This is a genomic window from Arthrobacter tecti, assembly GCF_054511355.1.
Genome location: NZ_JBTNCT010000008.1, coordinates 28079 through 52441, shown reverse-complemented (window position 1 = coordinate 52441; position 24363 = coordinate 28079). Strand labels below are relative to the sequence as shown.

At 63.4% G+C, this 24363-nt stretch carries 24 protein-coding genes, 1 tRNA gene and 2 riboswitches; of the genes, 10 read left to right on the top strand and 15 right to left on the bottom strand.

Annotation, left to right across the window (positions count from 1 at the left end; all coding sequences use genetic code 11):
- Nucleotides 1–114: 114 nt before the first annotated feature.
- Nucleotides 115–1659, bottom strand: a complete 1545-nt coding sequence (locus tag ACX80C_RS10790) for an alanine/glycine:cation symporter family protein (RefSeq protein ID WP_459326466.1) — start codon at nt 1657–1659, stop codon at nt 115–117.
- Between the two features lie 160 nt (nt 1660–1819).
- On the opposite strand from ACX80C_RS10790, the gene ACX80C_RS10785 reads away from it, so the two are divergent.
- The 6 genes from ACX80C_RS10785 to ACX80C_RS10760 all read left to right on the top strand — a co-directional run bounded on the left by ACX80C_RS10785 (nt 1820) and on the right by ACX80C_RS10760 (nt 5883).
- Complete coding sequence (locus ACX80C_RS10785) at nt 1820–2440, top strand: hypothetical protein (RefSeq protein ID WP_459326465.1); 621 nt, start codon at nt 1820–1822, stop codon at nt 2438–2440.
- 38 nt (nt 2441–2478) lie between these two features.
- Nucleotides 2479–2552: transfer RNA gene (locus ACX80C_RS10780), tRNA-Arg, on the top strand.
- Between the two features lie 60 nt (nt 2553–2612).
- Nucleotides 2613–3512, top strand: a complete 900-nt coding sequence (locus tag ACX80C_RS10775) for a hypothetical protein (protein WP_459326464.1) — start codon at nt 2613–2615, stop codon at nt 3510–3512.
- Nucleotides 3509–5026 carry a WXG100 family type VII secretion target gene (locus ACX80C_RS10770; RefSeq protein WP_459326463.1) on the top strand — a complete coding sequence of 506 codons (1518 nt, stop codon included), beginning with the start codon at nt 3509–3511 and terminating at the stop codon, nt 5024–5026. Before ACX80C_RS10775 ends, ACX80C_RS10770 begins: the two co-directional genes overlap by 4 nt.
- Nucleotides 5027–5184: 158 nt before the next feature.
- Nucleotides 5185–5412: a hypothetical protein gene (locus ACX80C_RS10765; RefSeq protein WP_459326462.1), complete on the top strand. Its 228-nt coding sequence runs from the start codon at nt 5185–5187 to the stop codon at nt 5410–5412.
- 9 nt (nt 5413–5421) lie between these two features.
- A complete protein-coding gene (locus ACX80C_RS10760) occupies nt 5422–5883 on the top strand; it encodes a DUF6314 family protein (protein WP_459326461.1) in 462 nt (153 codons plus the stop codon).
- Here ACX80C_RS10760 and yczR read toward each other — a convergent pair.
- Nucleotides 5862–7280: a MocR-like transcription factor YczR gene (gene yczR / locus ACX80C_RS10755; protein WP_459326460.1), complete on the bottom strand. Its 1419-nt coding sequence runs from the start codon at nt 7278–7280 to the stop codon at nt 5862–5864. The two genes, ACX80C_RS10760 and yczR, sit on opposite strands and share 22 nt — an antisense overlap.
- Nucleotides 7281–7341: 61 nt before the next feature.
- Here yczR and yczE point away from each other — a divergent pair, with 61 nt between their 5' ends.
- A complete protein-coding gene (gene yczE, locus ACX80C_RS10750; protein WP_459326459.1) occupies nt 7342–7980 on the top strand; it encodes a membrane protein YczE in 639 nt (212 codons plus the stop codon).
- Here the strand turns inward: yczE and ACX80C_RS10745 are convergent.
- The 3 genes from ACX80C_RS10745 to fdhD are packed head-to-tail and all read right to left on the bottom strand — an operon-like array spanning nt 7970 to nt 11838.
- A complete protein-coding gene (locus ACX80C_RS10745) occupies nt 7970–9886 on the bottom strand; it encodes an ABC transporter ATP-binding protein (protein WP_459326458.1) in 1917 nt (638 codons plus the stop codon). The genes yczE and ACX80C_RS10745 overlap by 11 nt on opposite strands.
- Nucleotides 9887–9922: 36 nt before the next feature.
- On the bottom strand, nt 9923–10978 hold the full coding sequence (locus ACX80C_RS10740) for an LLM class flavin-dependent oxidoreductase (protein WP_459326457.1): 1056 nt from the start codon (nt 10976–10978) through the stop codon (nt 9923–9925).
- A 29-nt stretch (nt 10979–11007) separates the two neighbouring features.
- Nucleotides 11008–11838 (bottom strand): formate dehydrogenase accessory sulfurtransferase FdhD, encoded by an 831-nt coding sequence (fdhD, locus tag ACX80C_RS10735; protein ID WP_459326456.1) that lies wholly within the window; start codon nt 11836–11838, stop codon nt 11008–11010.
- Between the two features lie 158 nt (nt 11839–11996).
- On the opposite strand from fdhD, the gene ACX80C_RS10730 reads away from it, so the two are divergent.
- Nucleotides 11997–12320, top strand: a complete 324-nt coding sequence (locus ACX80C_RS10730; RefSeq protein ID WP_459326455.1) for a DUF6457 domain-containing protein — start codon at nt 11997–11999, stop codon at nt 12318–12320.
- A 24-nt stretch (nt 12321–12344) separates the two neighbouring features.
- Here ACX80C_RS10730 and ACX80C_RS10725 read toward each other — a convergent pair whose 3' ends face one another.
- The 8 genes from ACX80C_RS10725 to ACX80C_RS10690 form a co-directional block, all read right to left on the bottom strand.
- On the bottom strand, nt 12345–14699 hold the full coding sequence (locus ACX80C_RS10725) for an FdhF/YdeP family oxidoreductase (protein WP_459326454.1): 2355 nt from the start codon (nt 14697–14699) through the stop codon (nt 12345–12347).
- A gap of 126 nt (nt 14700–14825) precedes the next feature.
- Nucleotides 14826–16085, bottom strand: coding sequence for a molybdopterin molybdotransferase MoeA (locus tag ACX80C_RS10720; protein WP_459326453.1), 1260 nt, complete (start codon nt 16083–16085; stop codon nt 14826–14828).
- Nucleotides 16082–16363: a DUF6457 domain-containing protein gene (locus ACX80C_RS10715; protein ID WP_459326452.1), complete on the bottom strand. Its 282-nt coding sequence runs from the start codon at nt 16361–16363 to the stop codon at nt 16082–16084. Before ACX80C_RS10715 ends, ACX80C_RS10720 begins: the two co-directional genes overlap by 4 nt.
- Nucleotides 16364–16376: 13 nt before the next feature.
- Complete coding sequence (gene mobA, locus ACX80C_RS10710; RefSeq protein ID WP_459326451.1) at nt 16377–16886, bottom strand: molybdenum cofactor guanylyltransferase; 510 nt, start codon at nt 16884–16886, stop codon at nt 16377–16379.
- A gap of 104 nt (nt 16887–16990) precedes the next feature.
- On the bottom strand, nt 16991–17491 hold the full coding sequence (locus ACX80C_RS10705; RefSeq protein WP_459326450.1) for an HNH endonuclease: 501 nt from the start codon (nt 17489–17491) through the stop codon (nt 16991–16993).
- A gap of 176 nt (nt 17492–17667) precedes the next feature.
- Nucleotides 17668–18477, bottom strand: a complete 810-nt coding sequence (locus ACX80C_RS10700) for an NlpC/P60 family protein (RefSeq protein ID WP_459326449.1) — start codon at nt 18475–18477, stop codon at nt 17668–17670.
- Nucleotides 18478–18504: 27 nt separating this feature from the next.
- On the bottom strand, nt 18505–19299 hold the full coding sequence (locus ACX80C_RS10695) for an NlpC/P60 family protein (protein WP_459326448.1): 795 nt from the start codon (nt 19297–19299) through the stop codon (nt 18505–18507).
- 5 nt (nt 19300–19304) lie between these two features.
- Nucleotides 19305–19462, bottom strand: a riboswitch (cyclic di-AMP (ydaO/yuaA leader).
- Nucleotides 19463–19618: 156 nt separating this feature from the next.
- A complete protein-coding gene (locus ACX80C_RS10690) occupies nt 19619–20416 on the bottom strand; it encodes a M23 family metallopeptidase (RefSeq protein ID WP_459326447.1) in 798 nt (265 codons plus the stop codon).
- Between ACX80C_RS10690 and ACX80C_RS10685 the strand changes: the two genes are divergently transcribed.
- Nucleotides 20415–20717 (top strand): hypothetical protein, encoded by a 303-nt coding sequence (locus tag ACX80C_RS10685; RefSeq protein WP_459326446.1) that lies wholly within the window; start codon nt 20415–20417, stop codon nt 20715–20717. The two genes, ACX80C_RS10690 and ACX80C_RS10685, sit on opposite strands and share 2 nt — an antisense overlap.
- Nucleotides 20688–20858: riboswitch (cyclic di-AMP (ydaO/yuaA leader) on the bottom strand. (Overlaps the previous gene by 30 nt.)
- Nucleotides 20859–20985: 127 nt before the next feature.
- Here the strand turns inward: ACX80C_RS10685 and ACX80C_RS10680 are convergent.
- The gene (locus ACX80C_RS10680; RefSeq protein WP_459326445.1) at nt 20986–21690 is read right to left on the bottom strand and encodes a metal-dependent transcriptional regulator; all 705 of its coding nucleotides are present in this window, start codon (nt 21688–21690) and stop codon (nt 20986–20988) included.
- 232 nt (nt 21691–21922) lie between these two features.
- Between ACX80C_RS10680 and serC the strand changes: the two genes are divergently transcribed.
- Nucleotides 21923–23050 (top strand): phosphoserine transaminase, encoded by a 1128-nt coding sequence (gene serC / locus ACX80C_RS10675; RefSeq protein ID WP_459326444.1) that lies wholly within the window; start codon nt 21923–21925, stop codon nt 23048–23050.
- Here the strand turns inward: serC and ACX80C_RS10670 are convergent.
- Nucleotides 23047–24333 (bottom strand): MFS transporter, encoded by a 1287-nt coding sequence (locus ACX80C_RS10670; RefSeq protein ID WP_459326443.1) that lies wholly within the window; start codon nt 24331–24333, stop codon nt 23047–23049. The two genes, serC and ACX80C_RS10670, sit on opposite strands and share 4 nt — an antisense overlap.
- Between the last annotated feature and the right edge of the window lie 30 nt (nt 24334–24363).

The window sequence follows — 24363 nt, the reverse complement described above, 5'->3', positions numbered from 1 at the left end:
GTTCCCAGTGAATCATCCCTTTCACTGGGAACGTTGGGCAGGGCAACTTGCCCGGAACATGGCAGTGCCCGCCGGAACAGCCGATCCGGCGGGCACCTCGAAGGGACTTGAGGTTTAGCGGACGGTGGCTTCGCGGTCCTCGGGCTCGGTGCCCAGTTCCAGAAGCTTCCCGCTCTTGCGGTCCGCAAGGTAAGCCTTCATTTCGCGCTTGATTACCGGCAGGAGCATGTATACACCCAGCAGGTTGACGAACGCACAGACGAAGAGCGCCGAGTCCGCGAAACTGAGGACCTGGCCGAAGGTCAAGACACAACCGGTCACAGTGAAGAACAGGAAGACAATCTTGTAGATGACTTCCGAGGTCTTGCTGCGCCCGAACAGGTATTCCCACGCTTTGAGTCCGTAGTAGGACCAGGTGATCAGCGTGGAGAAGGCAAACAGCGCAACGGCTACGGCAAGAACGATCGGGAACCAGTCGATCACCGTGGCGAATGCATCGGATGTGAGGATCACGCCGTCGGGCGCATCGCCTCCGCCCTGCACCTGGTCAATACCAGCCTGCAGGCTTGGTGCACCGGCAATGACGATCGTCAGTGCGGTCATAGTGCAGACGACAACGGTATCGATGAGCGGTTCGAACATTGCGACGAAGCCCTCGCTGACCGGGCGGCGGGTCTTCACTGCCGAGTGCGCGATCGCAGCTGAGCCAAGGCCTGCCTCATTGGAGAAGGCTGCACGCTGGAAGCCCACGATCATGACGCCGACGATGCCGCCGGCCATACCTGCGGGGGCAAACGCACCTTCAATGATCGCGCCAAATGCTGCGGGGACCTGGCCGATGTTCACGATGATGACGAAAAGGCATGCGGTCACGTAGATGATGGCCATGGCCGGGACGAGCCTGCTGGTGGTCGCGCCGATGGACTTGATGCCGCCGAGGATCACGGCACCAACCAAAGCGGCCAGGACAATGCCGAAGATCAGTGCAGCGCCTGCGTTCCCGAGGAACCCGTCAGTGCCGCCAGTGACTTCCTGCGCCTGGGCGAAGGTCTGGTTGGCCTGGAACATGTTGCCGCCCGCGACGCCGAAGATGAGGATCGCAACCGCGAAGATTCCGGTCAGGATCTTCGCCGGCCATTTGCCGAACTTGGCGAACGCGATCGGTAGGTACTTGAACGGGCCGCCCGACACTGTGCCATCCGGATGGACCTCGCGGTACTTCACGCCGAGTGTGCACTCCGCGAACTTGGTACACATGCCGAGGAGGCCGGCGAGGATCATCCAGAAGGTTGCACCGGGCCCGCCCAGCGCCATTGCTGCGCCGACACCGGCAATGTTGCCAAGCCCTACGGTGCCGGACAATGCCGACGTCAGAGCCTGGAAGTGCGGAACTTCTCCCGGGTCATCCTTGGATGAATAGCGCCCTCGGATGACCTCATAGGAGACCTTCAAGCCGCGGAACTGGATGAAGCCGAAGTAGATCGTGAAGATGACGGCGGCGGCGATCAGCCACGCAACCACCACCGGAAAGCTGACCTCGCCGATAGTGATCGGAACGAAGACAACTGCAGCGAACCCCTCCGCGATCGGCTCGAAGACGGCGTCTATGGCGTCCTCGATGGCGGCTAGCCATCCCACCTGATCAGCGACTGTAGACATGGGTAGTACTTGGTTTATAGCCATTCGTTAAAGACAACCCGTTTCGGTCTGTGATTGCAATCACAGACGGGCTTCTTCATCCATCGTGATGAAATCGAGATCAAATTCGCACTAGATTTTCCTGAACGGCTACAGGATCATATCGGGCTAGCATGGGCGTATGGGCAAGACGAAGGCGCAGATCGCACGCAAGCACGGACCAGCGGCAGCCGGCCTGCCGGTCCCGGCCACGGGGGAACGGAAAGAGGCGCCCCGCTCAAACGGCAACCTCATCCTCATTCCTGCCATCTCGGCCGCGCTCTTCCTGTTCTGGTACTTCCACCTGCTGACGCTCTCGCAAATGACCCAGCTATCCGGCGGGTTGACGATGCCGGACATGCTCTTCGGCGGATACGACGCGAACTACATAACCGGGCTCCAGTCAGCCATGAGCGCGGACGCGCTCGGGCAGTTAAGCTACGTGCACAAGACCGCTGGAACGCTCTTTCCGCTCATTTTCGGGCTCGCCTGGCTGCTGCTCATCGAGCTCAACGCCGGGCGGCGGAAGCTCCGCTGGATTCTGTGGACTCCGGTACTGCTGTTCGTCGTCGTGGATCTGTGGGAGAACATCGCAATCGACTCGCTTCTTGCGGCCTCCACGGCCGACGGCGGTGCCGTCGCCCTCGCGTCGACGCTGACGGTTTCGCGCTGGGTGCTGTTCGGGTTGTGCTGCGTGGCCGGGCTTCTCGCGGTGCTGCTCCCTCGCGCTGTGCGGATCGGCAGCCCGAAGACGGTAAGCTAATACCGCTTGCGATTCAGGTTGCGTTCTGCGCACCACCCGCCTCTGTAGCTCAGTAGGATAGAGCGTCCCTCTCCTAAAGGGAAGGTCGTCGGTTCGATTCCGGCCAGGGGCACGTACCGATGGACAGCCCTCCCCATCGTGCCCGTCTTTGCCGGCCGGTAGGTTGATTCCCATGGGGACATTCACTTCAGTGCCGGGGCCAACGCGGATTGTCCGAATCTCGGACATTGCCTGGGCATTAGCCCTGGACGCCGCCGGCACGACGTTCGCGGCGCACGACAGCGACAATATTGCGGCGAACACCCCGAGCGCTACAGCGGCCCTTCCTCAGGAAACCGTGAATCTGGCGTGGGCAGAACTGCGCACGGCGGGCATCGCGCGCGGCGACGCCATCACTGACGCATGGCTCGGCGTAATTAACCTCATCCTCTTCCCCGGCACCCTAGTTCGGATGACCGCCGAATACAACGGGCTCTCGGGCCAAAGCGAACTGAGCATCACGGGCAGTCGCGGCGCGTGCGTTTACCGCCGCCGCACCATCGAAAGCCTGCCCAACGGCGGGACCCGCATCACCGGACGCGAACCCGCCGTCGAGATCAGCCTGTTCAACGCTGCGCAGTTCTGGGGAAGTGCCGTGCGCGTCCTTCCCCCGGTGGAGGAGCTTCGCGCCGACGCCGCCAATGCCAGGGATGTGACCGGCGAGACTCCCGTCGTAGTTCCGCGAGAGGTCTCCGCCGCAATTGCGACGCACCTGCAACAAAAATCCGACGACGACGGCGGGTTGGCTGCTGCCCTCCCCGGACTCGACGTTCCGGCGGAACTGACCGACGTCGTCGTTCATCAGACTGCGTCCGTGACGGCGACTATGGAAACCCGGGCGGGCGGCCGGGTTCTCACCTGGGCGGGGATGTGGTCGTTCGCGGACGATCAGCTGTACGTGATCCGGACCCGTGCCGACGAAGGCGCGGTCACGTTGACGCGGGTCCAACCGGGCCATGTGGCCCGTGAGTTGTCCTTTGCCCTGGTGGGTGCGTATGACTTTGCTGGATCGGCTCAGGGGGCGCGGGCATGAGCGCCATGCTGGGAATGGACCCTGCCCAGGTGCGGGACTTTGCCCGCGCGTTGGATTCCGCCGCGGGGAACATTGAACTGATCGGCGCCCAGGTGAGCGGCATTATTTCCACCATCCCCTGGCAGGGTGGAGACGCCGATGGGTTCCGGTCAGCCTGGAATGGGGGTCGCCGGTTGGCGTTGATTCGCATTTCGGATCAGTTGCGGGAGCACGCCCAGGTTGCCCTGGAGAACGCTGACGCGCAGGACCGCACCAGCGATGAGCTTCAGACGCGGGCTGGTGCGGCCGGTCCTGGCTCCGGTTCCGGTGACCAACCGGACTTCTGGGACGAGCTCTGGTATGCCGCCGAAGAACTTTGGGACGGGTCCGGCGACGTCTTCGACAGCGCGGTGGACACCGTCGGCGACGGCGTGGAGGACGTGTCCGGATGGATTGAGGATGGCCTCGCATGGGTTGCCGACGACATCGACCTCCGGATCGACAACCTCGGTGACGCTTACGAGAGTTCATTCGAGCACTCGCTCCACGCCGCAGGCATGTTCCACAGTTTTCGGAACGGCGAGCCGCCCTCGGTCACTGAGGCGGTCGCCACTTCGATCCTCCTCTACGGAGGCTCCATCAATTTCGCCGGAACACTCCTGACCGGCGGAGCTTACAATCCACGACTCTTCGATGATGGAAGCGCATGGGCCGGCGAACCTATCCCGGTTCCAGTTGAAGCGGACGGAGCTAGGCCCTCAGAGTTTGGACACCTGCCCACTCATGTGCCAACCAGCTTGCAGGATATTGCCCGAAACACCGTCAGAGCCTACGGCGATGCAGATGTACCGGGCACGGGTGATGGTGCGGTTCGAATTACGAGAATCATCAGCGACGGGAAGCCCGCCTACATCGTGGACATCCCGGGTACACAGGAGTGGTTCCGCACCGGAGAGCCAGCAATGGACGTCACCGGCAACGTGGTTGTGGCCTCGGGGCAGCTTTCCACCGGTTCACACGCCGTAAGCCTGGCGATGGAACAGGCAGGCATTTCACCGAACGATCCGGTCATGCTGTCGGGCCACTCGCAGGGCGGCATGATCGCGGCCACGTTGATCGGTGACTCAGGATTCATGGAGAAGTTCAACGTCACCAATGTGATGACGTTTGGTTCGCCCATCGACACGAATCACTTCCCGGGTGACGTGGATGCAATCGGATTCCAACACGAAGCCGACGTCGTACCACGGCTCGATCTTGGTGGCCTGCTGGCGGGTGACGGGCATTCGCCGGTTGGCGTCGCAGAAGTGATGCTGAACGGGGTTCCTGAAGTGTCGTTACCGAACCCCACCCATCTTCTGGACGTAGCGGGAAATCATCATGCTGGTGCTTACGCTGAATCGATCGGGGCCGCCGAGCAGGATCCTTCCGGACTCGCTTACCAGTATGCCGCTATGCCGTCGACTAAAGTCTTCCTGACTGCTGATCCCATGGAGGTACATTCCTGGGTCATCCCCATCGCAAGGAGGCACTGATGTCGAGGTCACGGCTCCTGCTTCTCCTATTGCTATGCCTAGCCAGCCTCTCTGCAACCGGCTGCTTCAGCGAGTCGAGGGAAGATAGGTATGCAGAAGCAATCGCCAGTGTCGAGGGGGTCGACAGCCAATCTGTCAGCTATTCGAACCATGGAGGCATGAGTAGCACGACCCGGATCGAGGTCGCCACCTCCACTAACGACCGCCAGGAACTGCTTCGCATCCTGGAAGACAGTTTGAGAGCGTTCGCTGCCGAAACCGGTGACGAATCAACCGACTTGAGTTACCTCGTGTACTCGCAAGATCGCTCCGCCTACGTCACTCCCAGCGATCTCAGTCCAGACCTCGATTTCCTGAACGACATCCGCGCCTACTTCGATCTGTAAGCAACACCCATGCATTCCAGCCCGGCCCTCCGTGCCTTCCTCCCGGGAACCTGGGAAGTCCGCCGCACCCTGAAGGATCTGACGTCCGGCACCAAAGGCACCTTCAACGGGACCGCGACTTTCACCAAGCACGACGACGACGGCGCCCTCCTCCACCGCGAGCACGGCACCCTGGCCTGGGCCGGCCTGGCCCCAACTACCGCTACACGGGCGCTGACTTGGCGGCCGGGCATCGACGATTACTCAATGAACGTGTTCTTCGAGGACGGCCGGTTCTTTCACGCACTGAATCTGGAGAACGGATCAGATACCCCGGAACACCTCTGCCAACCGGATCTCTACCGGGGCTCATTCGCCATCAAGGACAGCGATTCCTGGAATTACACCTGGCGGGTGACCGGTCCGAACAAGAATCTGAGGCTGACAACCAGGCTTTCGCGGCAGCCGGATCAGACCACTTCAGCCAGATAGCCGGCTTCCGAATGCTGCGCGAACGGCAACGCTTGCCAACACCGAGCCAGGATGTCAACGGCACGTTCCGTCTGCTCTGCCGGATAACTGAATGGAATGCGCAGGAACCGTTCAAACGCGCCATCGAGCCCGAAGCGCGGCCCGGCGGCCAACAACAAGCCCTCGTTGCGTGCGGCCAGGGTGAGCTGCGAACTTACGGGACGTCCGAGCCCAACCCAGAGAGCGAGCCCTCCCCTCACCTCTGGAACGTCCCAGCCTGGTAGCCGGTCCCAGAGCAGCGAAGCCAGTTGGTCACGCCCTTCGCGCAGCCGGCGCCCGCGCTCGGCCAGGATGGACTCGTACTGTCCGAGCACATCCGCTGCGATCAGCTGCTCAAGGATAGGCGTACCAAGGTCGGAGGAGAAGCGGGCCCTTACCAGCCGCTGCACCAGATCCGGCTCCGCCCGAATCCACCCGATACGAAGCCCACCCCACACTGTCTTGCCCAGCGAACCAATGAGCACGGCCGGCCCGTAGGCTGCGAGCGGAAGGGGACGACCGCCGTCGTCGTCGTCGATCGCCAGTTCAGCCATGGTCTCATCGGCCACAACAACGGTGCCGTACTTTGCAGCGGTCCGCAGGAGTTCGGTTCGTTGCTCCGGCCCCATGGTGCGGCCGGTCGGGTTCTGAAAATCCGGCATGACATAGGCGAGCGCCGGATGGGTGCGTGCGAAGGACTGCCGAAGGGCGTCCTCGTCCCAGCCGCCGCCGGTGGTGACGTTCACCGGTACCAGCCTCCTGGCTGCCGAGCGCAGCGCGTCGTAGGCGTGGGGATAGCTTGGCGTCTCGACGACGGCGGTATCACTGCGGTCCAGCAGCACCCTGGACAGAAGCGCTATTGCGTGTTGTGCGCCGATCGTCACCATAATCCGTGAGGGGTCGGTGGGCAGGCCGCGTGCGGCATAGCGGTCGGCTATGGCCTGCCGGAGCTGGGGCAATCCGACAGGGTCATAGCCCGGGCTACCCAGAAACGCGGGAAGCGAAGCGGCTGCCCGGGTTGCAGCATCCGCCAGTTGGTGCGCGGCGGGTAGCGCGGCCTTGCTGAAATCGAGCAGTCCCTGGCCCGGAAGCTCCGCCGCCACTGGTTCGCCGGCAGGAAGCATTGCAACGCTGCCCGATCCGCGTGTGCTCGAAAGGTACCCGGCATCGCGCAGACGGGCGAATGTAGCCGTGACCGTGGTCCGGCTCAAGCTCAGTTGCCGGGCAAGTTCACGTTCGGCCGGGAGACGTGCCCCGATCGGGATCCGTCCATCGAGGATGAGCAGGCGGATGCGGTCTGCGAGCGCACTGTAGGCGGGATTTCCGCTACGCCAATCAGCGAGGAGCATGACCAACCGGCGGGCCGAAAGAGTTTGCATCAAGCCAGTTTATGTAAATTGGCCTCTTGTGGGAAGGCCAATATCGCAGTTCACTGGAACAATGCCCTTCCTTCTCGTGCGCCGCATAGTGCAGCTTCTGCTTGGCCTTTTCCTCTACGGCTTCTCTATCGGCATGATGATCCGAGCCGGGATCGGTGTCTCACCGTGGGATGTCCTTGGCCAGGGCGTTTCGCTGCAGAGCGGCATCCCTTTTGGACTGACCACCAACCTGATTGGCCTGGCGGTCCTGCTGCTCTGGATTCCCATCCGGCAGAAGCCTGGCGTCGGAACCATCCTGAACGTCCTGCTGGTCGGGCCGAGCGCTGAGGTGGCTCTCGCCGTCGTGCCGCAGCAAACCGAGCTTTGGGTGCAGATTCTCCTCTTCACGGCAGGGCTGCTCCTCCTTGCAGTAGCTACCGGGCTCTACATCGGAGCCCGGATGGGCCCCGGACCGCGCGACGGGCTCATGACCGGCATCAACCGCCGGTGGGGGTGGGCCATCTGGAAGGTGCGCACCGGGATTGAGGTCTCAGTGCTCGCCCTCGGCTGGGTGCTGGGCGGAACCGTGGGCGTTGGCACCGTCGCCTTTGCGCTTCTGGTGGGCCCGCTGGTGAATATCACGCTCCCCCGGTTGCAGGTACCGGAGGGCAAGGAGTCAAAGCTCGACGGCGAAGCAACCCCGACCAGCGCTACTCCGTGAGTGCTGCGTCGAGCTCCTCCGGCAGCTCATCCGGCGCAACTGCCTTCTGGACGGCGAACTGCGTACGGTGCAGTTCCGCGTAACGGCCATCGCTTGCAAGCAGCTCGTCATGGGTTCCCCGCTCCGCGATGTGTCCCTCCTCGATCACCAGGATCTGGTCCGCACTTCGTATGGTTGACAGCCTGTGTGCGATGACGAGCGCGGTCCGACCCTCCAGCGCTTCGCTCAGGGCAGCCTGCACTGCTGCTTCCGATGTTGAATCCAGTGCAGCGGTGGCCTCATCCAGGATCACTACACGGGGCTGGGCCAGCAGCAGCCGGGCGATGGTCATGCGCTGGCGTTCACCGCCGGACAACCGGTAGCCACGCTCTCCGACCATGGTGTCCAGCTGATCGGGCAGCGCCCTGATCAGGGTTTCCAGGCGCGCCCGGCGCACCGCGTCCCACACCTCCTCATCCGTGGCGCCGGGGCGCGCCAGCCGGAGGTTGGCTCCGATGGTTTCGTGGAACAGGTGGCCGTCCTGGGTCACCATTCCGAGCGTGTGCCGCATAGACTCGAACGTCACATCGCGAACATCCTTCCCTCCGATCCGGACCGCGCCTTCGTCGACGTCGTACAGTCGGGCCAGCAACTGCGCGATCGTGGATTTTCCTGCTCCTGAAGTGCCCACCAGCGCCACAGTCTGACCGGGTTCTATCCGGAAATCGATGCCGTGCAGAACCTCCTCACCACCGCGGGTGTCCAGCGTGGAGACCTCCTCAAGGGAAGCCAGCGAGACCTTGTCCGCAGACGGATATCCAAACCGTACGTTGTCGAATTCAACGGCAACCGGACCGGCCGGGATGGTTCCGGCGTCGGGCTTTTCCTTGATCAGCGGGTCCAGGTCCAGCACCTCGAACACCCGCTCGAAGCTCACCAGCGCACTCATGATCTCGACGCGTGCGTTGGCCAGCGACGTCAAGGGTGCATAGAGCCGCGTGAGCAGGAGCGCGAGGGTCACCACCTCGCCGGTGTCCAGCGCTCCGCCCAGTGCAAGCGTTCCGCCGAGCCCGTACACGAGAGCCAGTGCGAGAGCTGAGACGAGCATCAGTGCCGAAAAGAACACGAACTGCAGCATCGCCGTCCGGACGCCGATGTCCCGGACCCTGGCAGCTCTGATCCGGAATTCGTCCGACTCCTCATCGGGACGCCCGAAGAGCTTCACGAGCGTGGCGCCCGGAGCCGAGAACCGCTCAGTCATCTGCGTGCTCATGGTCGAGTTGTAGTCCGCTGCCTCACGCCGCAGCGACGCCAGCCGGCGTCCCATCCGCCGGGCGGGCAGCAGGAAAATCGGCAGCATAACGATCGCGAGAACTGTCACCAGCACAGACGTGCTGAGCATGACAATCAGGGTGAGGATCAACGCCACCAGGTTGCTGACCACTCCGGAGAGCGTTCCGCTGAACGCCTGCTGCGCACCGATCACGTCGTTATTCAGCCGGCTCACCAGCGCGCCGGTCCGGGTCCGCGTGAAGAACGCAATCGGCATCTTCTGCACATGGTCGAACACCGCGGTGCGCAGGTCGAGGATCACTCCCTCGCCGATGCGCGAGGAGTACCAACGTGTGGCCAGGCCCACACCAGTGTCCGCGACCGCAACGAGGGCGATGACGACGGCGAGCCACACGATGGTCTCCACGCCGGTTCCGGCGATGATCGCGTCGACCACCTGCCCTGCGAGGACCGGGGTGGCAACTGCCAGGAAGGCCGAGACCACCGAAAGCACAATGAACAGCACCAGCTTGAACTTGTACGGCACGGCGAAAGAGAGGATCCGCTTCAGCGTCTGTCTCGAAAACTTGTTGTTACCGTTCTTGGCGGAGGAGATCCGGTAAAGGGAACTCCAGGCCGCGCCTTCCATGCTCATGGATCGCCTCCCGTTGGTGGGTTCTCAGCTTAGGACCTATCGCGGACACTTTCGGTCCGCTCCGGTGACGGTGCTGCCGAGGGCGTAATTCACCATGGGCAGCACCTCGGTACCCAGCAGTTCGATGGACTCAAGCACCTGCGCCTGCGGTACCGAGGAGAAGTCCAGCTGCAAAATATGCCGCTCATGTTTCATGGCCGAGTGCGTGAGCACAATCTTCTCGGCGACTTCCTCGGGTGTACCGACGTACAGCGCACCGGTCCGCGCAGCCTGCATGTTGTAGGTAACTCCGCTGGGTTTGGGGAACCCGCGTTCCGCCGATATCCGCGTCATGGTATCCAGCCAGTAGGGCCGAAACGCCTCCTGCGCCCCCTGCCGCAGGACGAGGCCCACGCCGCTCACTCCCAGCCGTGGGACCCCGCCGGACGATGCATGAAACTCGTCCCGGTAGAGCGCCGCGTGCTGCGCAAAGTTGTCCACCGCGCCGCCAAGCAACGCGAAGATAACCGGCCGTCCCAGCCTGGCGGCCCGAACCGACGACGACGGCGTCCCTCCCGTGGCGATCCAGATGTCCAGTTGCTCGCGGGTTGGCCGGCGCAGGATGAGCGCGTCCTGCAGCGGTGCGCGGAAGCGGCCGGACCAGGTTACGCGTTCCTCGGCATTGAGCTGCAGCAGGAGCTGGATCTTCTCCTCATACAGTGCGTCATAGTCCTCCAGTGCCGCCCCGAACAGCGGGTAGGACTCGATGAAGGAACCGCGGCCGGCCGTGAGTTCCGCCCGTCCACCGGACAGCAGGTCCAACGTGGCGAACTGTTGGTACACACGTACCGGATCTTCGGTACTGAGGACCGTTACCGCCGAGCCGACGTGGATGGTGCGGGTCTGCGCCGCCGCCGCTGCGAGTACGGGAACAACCGAGGAGACCGCGTAGTCGGGTCGGTGGTGTTCGCCGATGCCGAAGTAATGCAGCCCCACTTCGTCCGCCAGCCGCGCCCGTTCGAGGAGGTCGGCCATGCGCTGCTCGGCCGAGACCCGCTCGCCGGTGACCGGGTTGGGGTGAATGTCCCCGAAGCTGAAAATGCCGAGTTCCATACTTCTCTGCAACTCCGGGGTGTGAGTACCTATTCCGTGGCGATCCGGTGGGTGTGCGTGTAGCAGTTCAGGCTTTCCCCGCGGCTGAACCCGACGAGCGTGATACCTGCTTCTTCCGCGAGATCCGCAGCCAACGACGACGGCGCACTCACGGCCGCGAGCATCGGCACCCCTGCGAGGTGGGCTTTCTGCACGAGCTCGAATGAGGCCCGTCCGGAGACCTGCAGAACGGTGCCGCGCAGCGGCAGCCTTCCATTCCTCAGTGCCCACCCGACCACCTTGTCCACCGCGTTGTGCCGGCCGACATCCTCGCGGAGGCACAGTAGCTCACCGTCCATCGAGAACAGGCCCGCAGCGTGAACACCTCCTGTGCGGTCGAAGAGCTTCTGGCTCTCCCTCAACCGTTCCGGCAGGGAGGCAAGTACCGCGAGGTCCACTGTGCCGTCGTCGTCGTGCACGTCGAAGTGGGCGGACTTGCGGACGGCGTCAATGGACGCGGTGCCGCAGATCCCACAGGAACTGGACGTGTAGACGTGGCGTTCCATCCCGGTGTCGGGTAGAGCGACGTCCGGGCGCAACTGCGCCTCCACTACGTTGAAGGTCTGAAGCCCCTGCTCGTCTACGCCGGCGCAGTACCGCAAACTGATCAGCTCTCCAGGGTCTCTGACCACTCCCTCGGACACCAGGAAACCGGCTACAAGGTCGAAGTCATCACCGGGAGTGCGCATCGTGACAGTGAAGGCCTTGCTGCCCAACCGGATCTCGAGCGGCTCCTCCCCTGCCAGCCTGTCCTCGCGGCGACTCGGAGGACCATCCAGTCTGAAGCGGACAATGCGCCTGCGATCCAAGTTCCTTGCCACGCGATCACCTTCCTTCTCACTTCGACGTTAGCGGACACTTGCCCTGACGGCTGCCGGAGGCGTTGTGGAACCTCGGGCCCCGTGCTAATCCTTGGAATACTTGCCCTTCCGGTTTCGCTCAGCCCGGATCCCATGAGGCACTCGCGAAAGGAACCGACATGGCCACCGTCGACGGCAACAAGGAAGACCTGGACCAGTGGAGCCAACGGCTCACCCAGGCCTTGCAGATCCTCGACCTCAAAGTAGACACCCAGGAAATCCTTGGCCTCGCCGAACGAATCTCCGGGCTGGTGTCGCCCGGCGCCGGCGCCCTCGCCGCGTTCTACGTCGGATACGCGGCAGCAAGCGACGCGAGCGTGGGCGACGGCTCCAAATCATCCGACGAGGCAGTGCGCGACGCCGCGGCTACCGCCGAACGCGTCGCGGGTGACGGACCGGACGGCGGCCCCGACAGCGCCGGGTTCGCTGCCACCGGCCAGTAGGACGCGCTTTGGCGGATATGCCGGTTACACGGTGGCCGGCATGTCAGCACGTCCGTTCTCCTCGCCGGCGCCGCCGGCCGGGCCTTCCGACGCAGCCTCGAGACGCACAATAATGCCCTTCGAGACGGGCGTGTTGCTGCCCTTGACCGTGTCATCCAGGGGCACCAGCACGTTGCCTTCCGGGTAATACACGGCTGCACAGCCGCGGGCCGTGGGGTAGGAAACCACCCGAAACTTCCGCAGGACGCGGTCCTTTCCGTCGGCGTACTCTCCGTGGACGTCCACGAGCTGACCGTCCTCGAAGCCCAGTTCCGAAAGGTCGTCGGGGCTCACAAAGATCACATGCCGGCCCTTCTTGATTCCACGATAGCGATCGTTGTACCCGTAGATCGTGGTGTTGAACTGGTCGTGGGAGCGCATGGTCTGCAGGATCAAGCGGCCGGGAGGGCAAGCGATAAGGTCCAGGGCGTTCACCGTGAGCTGCGCCTTGCCCGTAGGTGTGTTGAAGGTACGTGAATCCCGTGGCCCGTTAGCCAACACAAACCCACCCTTTTGGCGGATGCGCTGGTTGTAGTTTTCGCATCCGACCACCACTCGGGAGATGTGCTCACGAATCCTGTCATAGTCACTTTCGAAACCATCCCAGTCAGCAGCCACCTTGCCGCCCAGCGTCGCCTTCGCGATCCGGCAGATGATCGCCACCTCCGAAAGGAGGTGGGGACTGACCGGATGGACCTTGCCCCAGGAGGGGTGAACGGCGCTGACGGTGTCCTCAACAGAGACGAACTGGGGACCAGTCGCCTGGGTATCGATTTCCGTCCTGCCCTTCGTCGGGAGGATCAACGCTTCTTCGCCAACGACAGTGTGGGAACGGTTGAGCTTCGTTGATACCTGGACATTCATCTTCAACTTCTGCATCGCGGCCTCCGTGGCTGCGGTGTCCGACATGGCAGCCACATAATTTCCACCGAGGCTCATGAAGAAGGAAATTTGGCCATCACGCATCCGGCGGACTGTCTCGACAGCGTCTGCGCCGTGTGCCCGTGGCGGCTCGAAGGAGAATTCCTTGCCCAGCGCATCGAGGAACGCCGGCGGCATTTGCTCCCAGATGCCCATCGTGCGGTCGCCTTGCACGTTGGAATGACCGCGGATCGGTGATGCGCCGGCACCGGGCTTACCGATGTTTCCCCGCAGCAACAGGAGATTGATGATCTCCTTGATGGTTCCCACGCCGTTCTTCTGCTGGGTCACGCCCATTGCCCAGCAGATGATCACCTTCTCTGCCTTCATGTATCGCTCGGCCAGTTCATCAATCTCAGCGGAAGTCAGCCCGGTGGCTTCCAGGACCAGTTGCTCGTCGAGATCGGCCAGGTGCAGCTTCAGTTCGTCGAGTCCCTCGCAGTGCTTCGCCAGAAAGTCATGGTCCAGCACGGATCCCGGGGTGGCGTCCTCGGCGTCGAGCACGCGCTTGGAGACCGCCTGCAGAAGTGCCATATCCCCACCGCTGCGGATTTGGAGGAACTGATCGGCGAGTTCTGTCCCACCGCCAACCACACCGTTGGGCTTCTGGGGATTCTTGAAACGCTTAAGCCCTGCTTCGGGCAGTGGGTTGACGGCAACGATGTGGCCGCCATTCTGCTTCTGCTTCTCCAACGCGGAGAGCATGCGCGGATGGTTGGTACCCGGATTCTGACCGATGAGAATCAGAAGGTCAGCTTCGAGGTAGTCGTTGTAGGTGACAGTTGCCTTCCCGACGCCGATCGTCTGGCCCATTCCCCAGCCCGAGGACTCGTGGCACATGTTCGAACAGTCGGGCAGGTTGTTGGTGCCGTAGCCGCGGATGAAGAGCTGATAGAGGAACGCCGCCTCGTTGGAGGCTCTGCCGCTGGTGTAGAAGGCTGCGTGATCAGGAGATTCCAAACCATTGAGCTTGTCCGCCACGATGGAAACAGCCCGATCCCAGCTGATTGGACGGTAGTGGTCTTCTCCCGCCGGTTTGTAGACAGGCTCCGTGAGCCGCCCCTGCATGCCGAGCCAGTACTCGGACTTGTCCCGCAGCTCAGTGATTGAATGCTCTGCCCAGAAGTCGGAGGCTATGGTGACCGGCGTCGCCTCCCACGTTACGGCCTTCGCACCGTTCTCGCAGAACTCGAAGGCGCTTCGGTGGCCGGGATCCGGCCACGCGCAGCTCATGCAGTCGAACCCCTCCTTCTGATTCACGTTGAGGAGGGTCCTGGCGCTGCGCTCCGGCCCCATATGCTTGACGGCGGGCTTGACGGAGTAGAAGACAGCGGGCAATCCACCGGCCCAGTCCTTCGGCGGGCCAACCTCGAGGTCAGACTCGTCAGCTTCCTCGACCTGAGGATCATGTCGGGTCATGGTGCGCTTCCCTTCTTGTTGCCTCGCCCCTAGACCACCGTACCCGGCAGCTGTTGATTGCGCTAAGCAATCTTCCAGCAAATTTTTCTTCGACTGCAGCAGGAAATAGCAGCGCAGGTCAGACGCTTACGCCCCGGTGCGCCACGGCAGCGGGATGGCCGGTATTTTCTCGTCTACCTCACATCCATTGGCGGGAACCACGAGGATGCCATCGGCGTCGGCAAGGCCCCGGAGCATCCCGGACCGGTGATGCACGGTGGGCATCGCCCGCCCTTCGGTGTTCCGGTAAGGGACGAGACGCGTCCGGCCGGGCAGTGCCTCGAAATCCTCACCGGCAAGCGCTCGCTGCGGCTCAGGGAACGCCGCTCCCCGCAATCCGGCCAGGAGCGGGCGGGCCACCGTGAACAGGGCCATCATCGCGGCCAGTGGATTGCCCGGGAGTCCCACGAAGAACCGGCCGTCCTGCAGTTTCGCCAGGAGGGTGGGATGGCCCGGGCGCATCGCGATCCCGTCAATGATGAAGTCAGCCTCAAGGACGGTGAGCGCACGGCGGATGTGGTCCGCGTCTGAGGATCCGGTGCCGCCGGTGCTGATCAATACATCACCCGAGGCCCGGGCCAGGGACAGCTCATCCAGCGCTTCTGCGCTGATCGCGGCCACGACATCGTCGAGATCGTCGCGTACCCTGGCCACCGTGTCCACATGCCCACCGAGCATGGTGACCAGTCCCGGGAGTTGCGGCCCGAATGTGTCGCGGACCTGCCCGGGTTCTGGAAGACCTGCCTCGATCACTTCATCACCGGTCAGCAGTAGCGAAACACGGGGAGCCCGGAGCACAGGCAGGAAGTCCCAACCGCACACGGCGGCAAGGGCGATTTGTGCAGGGTTCAGGACAGATCCCGCGGCAATGGCCTCGGTTCCTTCGGGCGCCTCTTCGCCTGCCGGCCGGATGTGCTCCTGATCGGCAGGTTCATCTGCCCTCGCCTGATCGTTCCGTGTTAATGTGCAGCCCCGGATGGCTCCGTGTTCGGTCCGCAGAATTCCGCTGGCTCCAGGCGGCACCACGCCGCCGGTCAGGATGAAGGTGGCCTCGCCCGGCGCCAGATCCGCATAGCCGGACGTCTTGTGCGCGTGCGCACGCTGCCACGGGCTGTCTTCGACCGGTTCGGGAGTGACCAGGGTCCAAGGGGGCTCACCGTGCACTGCCCATCCGTCCATGGCCGAGGACGCGTAATGCGGTATGGGCTGCAGTGCCACCACGGGTTCTGCGAGGGTCTGGCCCAGGGCGTCCGCGAGCTTGACGGTTTGCGCGGGCTTGGGCGTCGCTGCGTGGAAAGCCAGCCTGAGCGCCGTCTCCCAGGAGACGTTCCTGCCCGATTCCGTCACTGGCGCTCCCCGTCCGCTGTGGGTGGGCACGCTGCGCGCGCTGCCTCGATGGCCGACCGCTGGGCGGTTGCACTATCCGCCTGCCCGATCCCCACCGCCATCCCCGCGGCATATCCTGCGATGAACGTGGTCAGCGGAGCTGCAGGCCGGACCACTGAATGTGCGGCAATCCCGGCAAGCGCCAGGACGGCGTCGACGTCAACCTCCGTTCCGTCGAGTTCGAACATTTCGATGAGCTGCTCACTCCACTGCCGCAGCAGGCGATCCCGATCCTCCATGGTGAACCTTTCGCTATTGGTCCGCGTCCGGCTCCTCGATCCCAAGTTCTTGGGCGTCGGACCACGTATCGACGTCGTGGGTTGAGCCCGCGGGTACCTCGACTGCACTCCATTGCACCCTAGCAAGCAGGTGGCGCATGGACAGATTCGTGAACACCCCGCTATCGACGGCGGGTTCAAGGTCACTCCAGCGATACAGGGCCGCCAGCGGCTGGTCGCGGCCGCCGTCGTGCGCCAGAACCGAGGCACCGGTTTCCCGTGCACCTGTCAGAAGTGCCGGCAGCGCTTCGACGATACGCGGCATGTCGCAGGCGAGCACCAGCAGCCACGCTGCGTGGTTGGAACACAAGTGCCCGACGGCAACCGCCACCGCCGCCGCCGGCCCCCCGAACGGCGGTTCCTCCCGGAGTAGCTCTGTCCGTTCCGGCACTCCAGGCGTGGACTGCCCGACGACGACGAGACGCCGGGCAGCCGACGCCGCCTCGCAGGTGCGGGCAAGGAGGGTCCGGTCACCGATCCGCAAGGATGCTTTCGGGACACCACCAAGCCGGGAAGACCTTCCACCACTCAGAATCGCCGCGTCGAACAAAAGAGTGTGATCACGCCCAGGCTTCGGGGCCGAAGCACTCACGCAGCGTTATCGGCAGGAAGAAACTCGCTCCACTGCGGCGAGGGCTTTTCCAGCTCCCGGATCTGCCAGCAGGTACCCCGCGGCGGCCTGGGAACCACGCGCAGCGACCAACCCAATGACGCCAGGGTCTTATCCCCCTTGGCATTGTTGCAGCGGAGGCAGCAGGCAACGAGATTCTCCCAGCTGTCCTCACCGCCGCGGGACCGCGGGAGAACATGGTCGATCGTTGACGCCGCCTTGCCGCAGTAAGCGCATAGGTGATTATCGCGCCGGAGCACGCCCCGACGGGTCGCAACCAGACTGTGGCGGTACGGAATGTTCACGTAGCGATTGAGGAGGATCACCGAGGGGCGCGAAAGTATTTCGGTGGGACCCACAACGGGGTCATCTCCTTCAGCGACCACGCTGGCCTTCCCCGTGAGCACAAGCACCAGCGCCCGGCGGAAGGTCACCACCGCCAGTGGTTCATATCCAGCATTCAGAACGAGAGTGCGCATGCACATTCCTCTTTGCCGTCCATACCCTGAAACCTGAGGGACGTCCCTGAAGTTACAGCGAAGGTACTTCGGATTGACACTGCAAGGGTAAGCCGTCAGCCTAAGGATTCGTCAATCGCCACACGCAAAAGGCCCCCTGCCTGGTGGCAGGGGGCCTTCAGTCGAGAGCTTTTGGACTAGCCTCCGACGCGGATGAATACCGGTCCGGAACCGAGGTTTGCCGGAGCTACAACGGTCTGGTTCCCGTTGAAACCGCCGTGCACTGCCTGTCCGCCGCCAATGTATACAGCGATGTGTGCTGCACCCATGCCGCCGTCGGCGTAGTAGATGAGGTCACCTGGGATCGCTTCAGCGGCGCTGACAGTGCGTCCGAGCGATAGGTAACCTGCTGGCCATCCGTGGAAGTTGATGCCTGCTGCAGCGAGGGCGTTGCTGGCAAGGCGGGTGCAGTCCTGGATCACACCGAGCTGGCCTTGGGCTGCTGCGGCGATCGTTGCTGCTACGCCCGAGGAGACCTCGGGAGCAACAGGCGCCGGTGCTTCAGGCTGAACGGCTACGGTTTCGGCAGCAACTTCTACTTCAGCTGCGGGCTCGGAGACCACAGGCTCCGCCACAACAACCGGCGCGGCTTCCACAATCTCTTCAGCCTGCAGTGTCACCGCAGGGGCGGCCACGGTGGGCGCAGCAACGGCCTTTACAGCCGCCTTGTTGAACGAAACCTTGGCGTCGGCAGCCGCCTGAACGGGGGCTGTGACGGCCTGGATCTCCAGGGTGCTTGTGACTGCGTTGCGTTCAGCGGGCAGTTCCACCGCATTGGCGGCAACACCGCTGCTGAGGACAAGCCCGGACGCAGCGGCGATGACCGCTGCCTGGCGGCCTACTCCGCCGGCATTATCGCTGACGGCGCGGGCAATGGAGGAAAGGTGGGCCGACCGCTGTACTTCGGCACGGTGGCGCGCAATGGTGGCGCGGGAATTCGAGGTCATGTGTTGAAGCTCCAGGTCGATCTGGTTCTAGCTAACGCGTACGAAGCTGTAGCCGGAGAGGTCGGACAAGTTGTGAAGAACGGTGTTCATGCCGTTGAAGCCACCGCTGATGACCTGACCGTTGCCTACATAGATGGCGACGTGACCGGCTGAAATGACAAGGTCACCGGGTGCAGGCGAGGAGACAACCGACCCGAATGCGAAGAAGTCGCCCGGCGCAATGTCGCCCACGGACTTGCCGATTGAGCGCAACGCGTTCTCAACCATCGCGGTGCAGTCCTGCGACACACCAATCTGGGCGTAGGCCGAACCAACGAGCGCTGCGCCGATTCCACTGGCCGATGGCGCTTCAACCGGCTCAGGAGCCTCAACGGCCGCTTCCTCCACCTCGACCGGTGCTGCCGGCGTTGCCTCTACGGTAACCGGCTCAGCGGCCGGGACGGGAACCGGTGCTTCCGCCACGACGTCGGCCTGGACGGCAACAACCGGAGCGACCTCGACGGGAGCTACCTCAACGGGAGCAGCGACGGCTTCCACGGCTGCGCGCTCAAAGGTCACTGCCGCATCCGCGGAAGCGCTGACGGTCGCCGCTTCGGCGGAGATGGAGTTCAGAGTCTTGACTGCCTGCGCCGAGCGCTGGGCGTCTGCGGCACCGTGTGCCGGGAGGCCTGCGGTAAGGACGAGACCGGAAGCTGCGACGATAACCGCTGCCTGGCGTCCTACCGATCCGGCGTTCGAAGATACAGCTTTGGAAATTGCTGCGAGCGAGTTGGTATGAGCCGGAACCGCGCGATGGCGTCCGAGCGCAGAGCTGTTTGACACGTTAAATTGCCTCTCCCTACGCCTGCGAGGTGAGCTGTCGGATTCGGATGGGAGTCACCCGGCCGCGGATCTTTCAGATCCTGCGACTTAACCCCTAGGACTTCTTTCGAAGCCCGCAATTGGTTCCCCCGCCCCTGCCATGCGATTGTTGCGAACGGACCTCGAGCAGTGGCAGAGCTAGGCGATCTGCGCGAGGGTGCCAAACCCCCTGCGATTTGGCACGAGTTAGACGGTACATCAGTTCAGCGGCTATGTCACATTCCGATCACGGAACGGTGTGTCGCCCGTTATAAACGGGGACGAAAAACGCACTGGCTTCCTAGAGCCAGCCGAGCGGATCGACGTTTTCCCCGTCGATCATCACTTCAAAGTGCAGATGGCAGCCCGTGGACGCGCCCGTGCTTCCCACGCGCGCGATCGACTGGCCCCGCAGCACTTCCTGTCCCACGGTGACGTCCATGACGGACAGGTGGTTGTACGTGGTCTTGAGCCCATTGCCGTGTTCGACGACAACGCGGTTGCCACCGCCATAGGCGTGCCACCCGGCAAAAGTGACAGTTCCGGAGGCAGCGGCCTTCACGGCGGTGCCACAGGCCTCGCTCATGTCCTGGCCTGTGTGGAGTTCACCGGCACCGGTAATCGGGCTGATGCGGTTTCCGAAGGGCGAGCTCAGCTGCACGTTGTCCAGCGGCGCAGAGAGGGAACCCTTGGACTCTGCTGCAACGATGTCACTGCCGGATGCGGACACGATCTCGGCCAGTTTGGCATCAGGGTCGAACTTCCCGTGCAGTGCGGCGCGGTCAAAGGTCACCTCGGCGCTTGCGGCCGCCTGGACGGGCTTCGCCGCGTCCTGGCCGGTGTGTGCAGCCTGCTGCATCTGGGCAGGTGCGACGGCCGCAGTGGTGGGCAGTGCGACGGTAAGCACCATTCCCGATGCGGCAGCTGCGATGGCCACTTTTTGGCTGAGTCCGGTGAAGGAAACATCCCGCCGTGCGGTTGCCGCCCTGCGCCGGCGTTCGCGGCGCTGTGCGTCCCGCGGCTTCATCGGTGCGGCGGGTGCGGTATAGCCGCCGCGGGCACTTCGGCGAGTGTGCTGCGTGCGAATGCACTCCTGCATGGGCACACTGGCAACCTCAACTGCCGGCGCCAGTGTAACGGCCGGAGCCGACGGCGCAGCCACAGCCGGAGCCGCAGACACTGAAGCAGCGCGAGCCGGGCTCGGGGACACAGCCGAAGCCGGAGCTGGAACAAGAGCCGGAGCGCTTGCACCGGCGGTTGCGTGGGCTGCTGCCCGCTCGGCACGTTCACGCCGGTGGGCGTCGCGAGGCCGCGCTTCAGCGAGCGGGGTGCTGGCACGGCGGCGCCCCGAAGCAGTATTCGACAAGGAGACCCTCTCTCATTTTTGCCTGCGAAGTTAGCTGTCGGATTCGAGTATGAGAAACTCGGCTCACCCGCGGCCACATTCATGGTTGCTGGTGAACTTCACCCCAAGGTCACGGATAGCCGTGGCCGATTGGTGGGTCCTCCGCCCCTGTCACATGTCTCAGCACAGAATTCGCCGACAGGGTTAGGCATGCGAATTAGGTAACGCTGAAGTATCAACGCCAGTTTTCCACTATAGAGGTGCTAAAGCAAAAGTAACCATTCCGTTATCAACATGTGGATACCTTTCGCCTATCCAGCGCATCAGACTGACGGCTGAACGGCGACGAATACGTGTGAGGCGACCTCCGGTGGGAGTTCCAGAGCCCCTTCAACACCCGGTACGCGGACAGAGACGTAATCCCCAACCGCCTCCAGACGCAGCGTCGCCCCCGGACGCAGTCCGCCCTCATCCAACTGCGTCAACAGTTCGGGATCAACCTGGATGGGCTCTGCCAGACGCACCAGGGTCACCGTGGAGCCCTGCGCGTAAGTCACCATCGCATCTGTGAGGCTGCTCACGCCTGACGTAAACGCAACGGACGGCTCGCCGCCGAGAGCCTCAAGCCCCGGGATCGGATTGCCGTAAGGCGATTCCTTTGGTTGGCCGAGCAGTTCATACAGTCTGCGTTCAACCCGTTCGCTCATGACGTGTTCCCACCGGCAAGCCTCATCATGGACATACGCCCAGTCGAGACCGATGACATCGGCGAGCAGGCGCTCGGCGAGGCGATGCTTTCGCATGACCTCCGTCGCCCTGCGACGCCCAAGTTCGGTGAGTTCCAGGTGGCGGTCACCTGTGACGATCACCAGTCCATCGCGCTCCATCCGGCCAATCGTCTGGGACACCGTTGGTCCGGAGTGGCGCAGCCGCTCAGCGATCCGCGCACGCAGTGCAACGATGTTCTCTTCTTCCAGCTCCAGGATGGTCCGCAGGTACATCTCTGTGGTGTCGATGAGGTCCGTCATGCGGGTTCAGCTCCTAGGCACTGGTGCGGTTTGAGCGTTGATGATCCGGTTGTCTATTCGGCCCCGGGCCGAGCTCCCGCCTTCATCCGTACGCCTCACAAGGTTAACCCATCGACACCTGCTCTTATGCTGTGCGACGACCGGGCAACGGGTCACAATGCATTGCCGCTGTGCGTGCTGGTGCAGAATGGTTTTTCGACCCCACATTGCCCAAGACCGTCCTGGAGCGACCATGAGCAACACTGCCGATATCCGCATTCCCACCGAACTCCTCCCCCAGGATGGACGGTTCGGCGCCGGGCCCTCGAAGGTGCGCTCAGCGCAACTGGAAGCCCTGAACGCTGCGGGTATCACCCTGCTGGGCACTTCGCACCGACAGGCCCCGGTCAAGAACCTGGTGGGCTCGGTGCGGTCCGGCCTGTCGGAGTTCTTCCGGGCACCCGATGGATATGAGGTGGTCCTCGGAGTAGGTGGTTCCACGGCGTTCTGGGACGTTGCCTCCTTCGGTTTGGTGAACGCGAAGGCTCAGCACCTTTCATTCGGTGAGTTCGGGTCTAAGTTCGCCGCAGCAACCTCCAAGGCACCTTTCCTGGAGGATTCGACCGTCATCACTGCAGAGCCCGGGACCCGTCCGAGCCCGGCTGCCGAGTCCGGCGTCGATTTCTACGCATGGCCACAGAATGAAACCTCCACCGGCGTCGCGGCTCCGGTGGAGCGTGTTGACGGGGTCGACGACGGCGCCCTGGTTGCGATCGATGCCACCAGCGCTGCAGGCGGCCTGCACGTGAACGTTGCGCAGGCAGACATCTACTACTTCGCACCGCAGAAGAACTTTGCCTCCGACGGCGGTCTCTGGCTTGGACTGTTTTCCCCGGCAGCGCTGGAGCGCGCTGCCGGCATCAAGGCATCGAAGCGCTGGATCCCCGACTTCCTCGACCTGCAGACAGCCATCGACAATTCCCGGCTGAACCAGACCTACAACACCCCCGCGCTAACGACGCTCGTGACGCTGAATGCACAGGTGGAGTGGCTGAACAGCAACGGCGGCCTTGAGTTCGCTGCCAACCGGACGGCGGACTCGGCCGGACGGGTTTATGGCTGGGCAGAGCAGTCAAGCGTAGCCACTCCGTTTGTGACCAATGCGGCGGACCGCTCGAATGTCATCGCGACCATAGATTTCGACGACTCCGTTGATGCGGCGTCGGTGGCCAAGGTCCTGCGCGCAAACGGGATCGTCGATGTCGAGCCCTACCGAAAGCTTGGACGCAACCAGTTGCGCATCGCCACTTTCGTAGCAATCGATCCGGAAGACGTCTCCTCCCTCCTGCAGTGCATCGATTACGTCCTGGAGCGCTCCTAGCCGTTGCGATCGGCGGTATCGCGTGCCGTGGCGGCCAGGGTCAGCCTGAGCCGCCTCGGCGAGGGACGCACCAGCCGCACCGTAATCCGGTGCGAGCGCCAGATCCAGATCAGACCGGCGAGGGCAGCCACCACTCCGGAAGCCGCCGCAACCACCAGCCCCCACCGCGGTCCGTAGGCATTGGTCACCCAGCCCACAATGGGAGCGCCGATCGGCGTGCCGCCGAGGAAGATCGCGAAGTACAGGGACATAACCCTGCCACGCATGGCCTGCGTTGTTGTGGTCTGGACATAAGCATTCGCGCTGGTCATAAGAGTGAGCGCGAACAGGCCTACAGGTACCAGTGCAACACCGAAAAGCCAGACCGACGGCGCCAATGCGGCGAGCATGCAGGCCACCCCAAAAGCTGCTGCTGCGCCAAAAACGAACCGGAGCCTCGGGCCTTCCCGGCGGGCCGACATCAGCGCACCCGCCACGGAACCCACAGCCATAATGGATGACAGGGTCCCGAATACACCGGCCCCGGTGTTGAACTCGGTCCGGGCCATAGCTGCGATGTAGACGGCGAAGTTGAGTCCGAAGGTGCCTACAACGAAAATGGCGAACATCACCATGATCAGGTCGGGGCGCTGCCTCACGTACCGGAACCCTGCCCGGATGCGCCCGCGGCCAGGCGCTGAGCGGTCAAGGACGCGCAACTCATTCCGCCGGATGGTGACCAGAACAAAGATCATCGCACCGAACGTAACGGCGTTAATCAGGAAGACCCAGCCGGGACCGACGGCGACCGTGAGCAGGCCGGCTACTGCGGGGCCGAACATTCGCGCACCGTTGAAGGAGGCGCTGTTCAGCGCGACGGCATTGGGTAGATAGTCATCGCGGACCAGTTCGGACACGAACGTCTGGCGTGCCGGGGCATCGATCGAAGAGACGATCCCGAGTGCGAGGGCGAACGCATACACATGCCAGAGCTCCGCGAGCCCCAGCACTACAAGGATGCCCAGGCCCACACCAAGCGCCGCCATGGCGGACTGCGTCCCGATCAGGAGTTTGCGCCGGTCGACGGAGTCGGCGATCAACCCGGCCCAGGGCGCCATGAAAAGCTGCGGACCGAGTTGTAGCGCCATGACAATACCCATGGCCGCTGCATCCTGTTCGGTCAGGACGTCGTATACGAGCCAGTCCTGGGCCGTGCGCTGCATCCAGGTCCCCACGTTGGAGATCAGCGCACCGATGAACCACAGTCGATAGTTATGGATGTGCAGGGAACGGAACGTGCCCATCAGGACGCCTTCCTTTCTGCCGTGCACTCC

Excerpts from the sequence above, each read along its gene's own strand:
- ACX80C_RS10740 (WP_459326457.1), bottom strand. The coding sequence starts at position 10,978 with ATGGAACTCGGCATTTTCAGCTTCGGGGACATTCACCCCAACCCGGTC.
- ACX80C_RS10765 (WP_459326462.1), top strand. The coding sequence starts at position 5,185 with ATGAGTAGCACGACCCGGATCGAGGTCGCCACCTCCACTAACGACCGC.
- ACX80C_RS10775 (WP_459326464.1), top strand. The coding sequence starts at position 2,613 with ATGGGGACATTCACTTCAGTGCCGGGGCCAACGCGGATTGTCCGAATC.
- serC (WP_459326444.1), top strand. The coding sequence starts at position 21,923 with ATGAGCAACACTGCCGATATCCGCATTCCCACCGAACTCCTCCCCCAG.
- ACX80C_RS10770 (WP_459326463.1), top strand. The coding sequence starts at position 3,509 with ATGAGCGCCATGCTGGGAATGGACCCTGCCCAGGTGCGGGACTTTGCC.
- ACX80C_RS10790 (WP_459326466.1), bottom strand. The coding sequence starts at position 1,659 with ATGTCTACAGTCGCTGATCAGGTGGGATGGCTAGCCGCCATCGAGGAC.
- ACX80C_RS10730 (WP_459326455.1), top strand. The coding sequence starts at position 11,997 with ATGGCCACCGTCGACGGCAACAAGGAAGACCTGGACCAGTGGAGCCAA.
- ACX80C_RS10745 (WP_459326458.1), bottom strand. The coding sequence starts at position 9,886 with ATGAGCATGGAAGGCGCGGCCTGGAGTTCCCTTTACCGGATCTCCTCC.
- ACX80C_RS10760 (WP_459326461.1), top strand. The coding sequence starts at position 5,422 with ATGCATTCCAGCCCGGCCCTCCGTGCCTTCCTCCCGGGAACCTGGGAA.
- ACX80C_RS10725 (WP_459326454.1), bottom strand. The coding sequence starts at position 14,699 with ATGACCCGACATGATCCTCAGGTCGAGGAAGCTGACGAGTCTGACCTC.
- yczR (WP_459326460.1), bottom strand. The coding sequence starts at position 7,280 with ATGCAAACTCTTTCGGCCCGCCGGTTGGTCATGCTCCTCGCTGATTGG.
- ACX80C_RS10700 (WP_459326449.1), bottom strand. The coding sequence starts at position 18,477 with ATGACCTCGAATTCCCGCGCCACCATTGCGCGCCACCGTGCCGAAGTA.
- yczE (WP_459326459.1), top strand. The coding sequence starts at position 7,342 with ATGCCCTTCCTTCTCGTGCGCCGCATAGTGCAGCTTCTGCTTGGCCTT.
- ACX80C_RS10715 (WP_459326452.1), bottom strand. The coding sequence starts at position 16,363 with ATGGAGGATCGGGATCGCCTGCTGCGGCAGTGGAGTGAGCAGCTCATC.
- ACX80C_RS10680 (WP_459326445.1), bottom strand. The coding sequence starts at position 21,690 with ATGACGGACCTCATCGACACCACAGAGATGTACCTGCGGACCATCCTG.
- ACX80C_RS10670 (WP_459326443.1), bottom strand. The coding sequence starts at position 24,333 with ATGGGCACGTTCCGTTCCCTGCACATCCATAACTATCGACTGTGGTTC.
- ACX80C_RS10685 (WP_459326446.1), top strand. The coding sequence starts at position 20,415 with ATGGGCACACTGGCAACCTCAACTGCCGGCGCCAGTGTAACGGCCGGA.
- ACX80C_RS10785 (WP_459326465.1), top strand. The coding sequence starts at position 1,820 with ATGGGCAAGACGAAGGCGCAGATCGCACGCAAGCACGGACCAGCGGCA.
- ACX80C_RS10690 (WP_459326447.1), bottom strand. The coding sequence starts at position 20,416 with ATGCAGGAGTGCATTCGCACGCAGCACACTCGCCGAAGTGCCCGCGGC.
- ACX80C_RS10705 (WP_459326450.1), bottom strand. The coding sequence starts at position 17,491 with ATGCGCACTCTCGTTCTGAATGCTGGATATGAACCACTGGCGGTGGTG.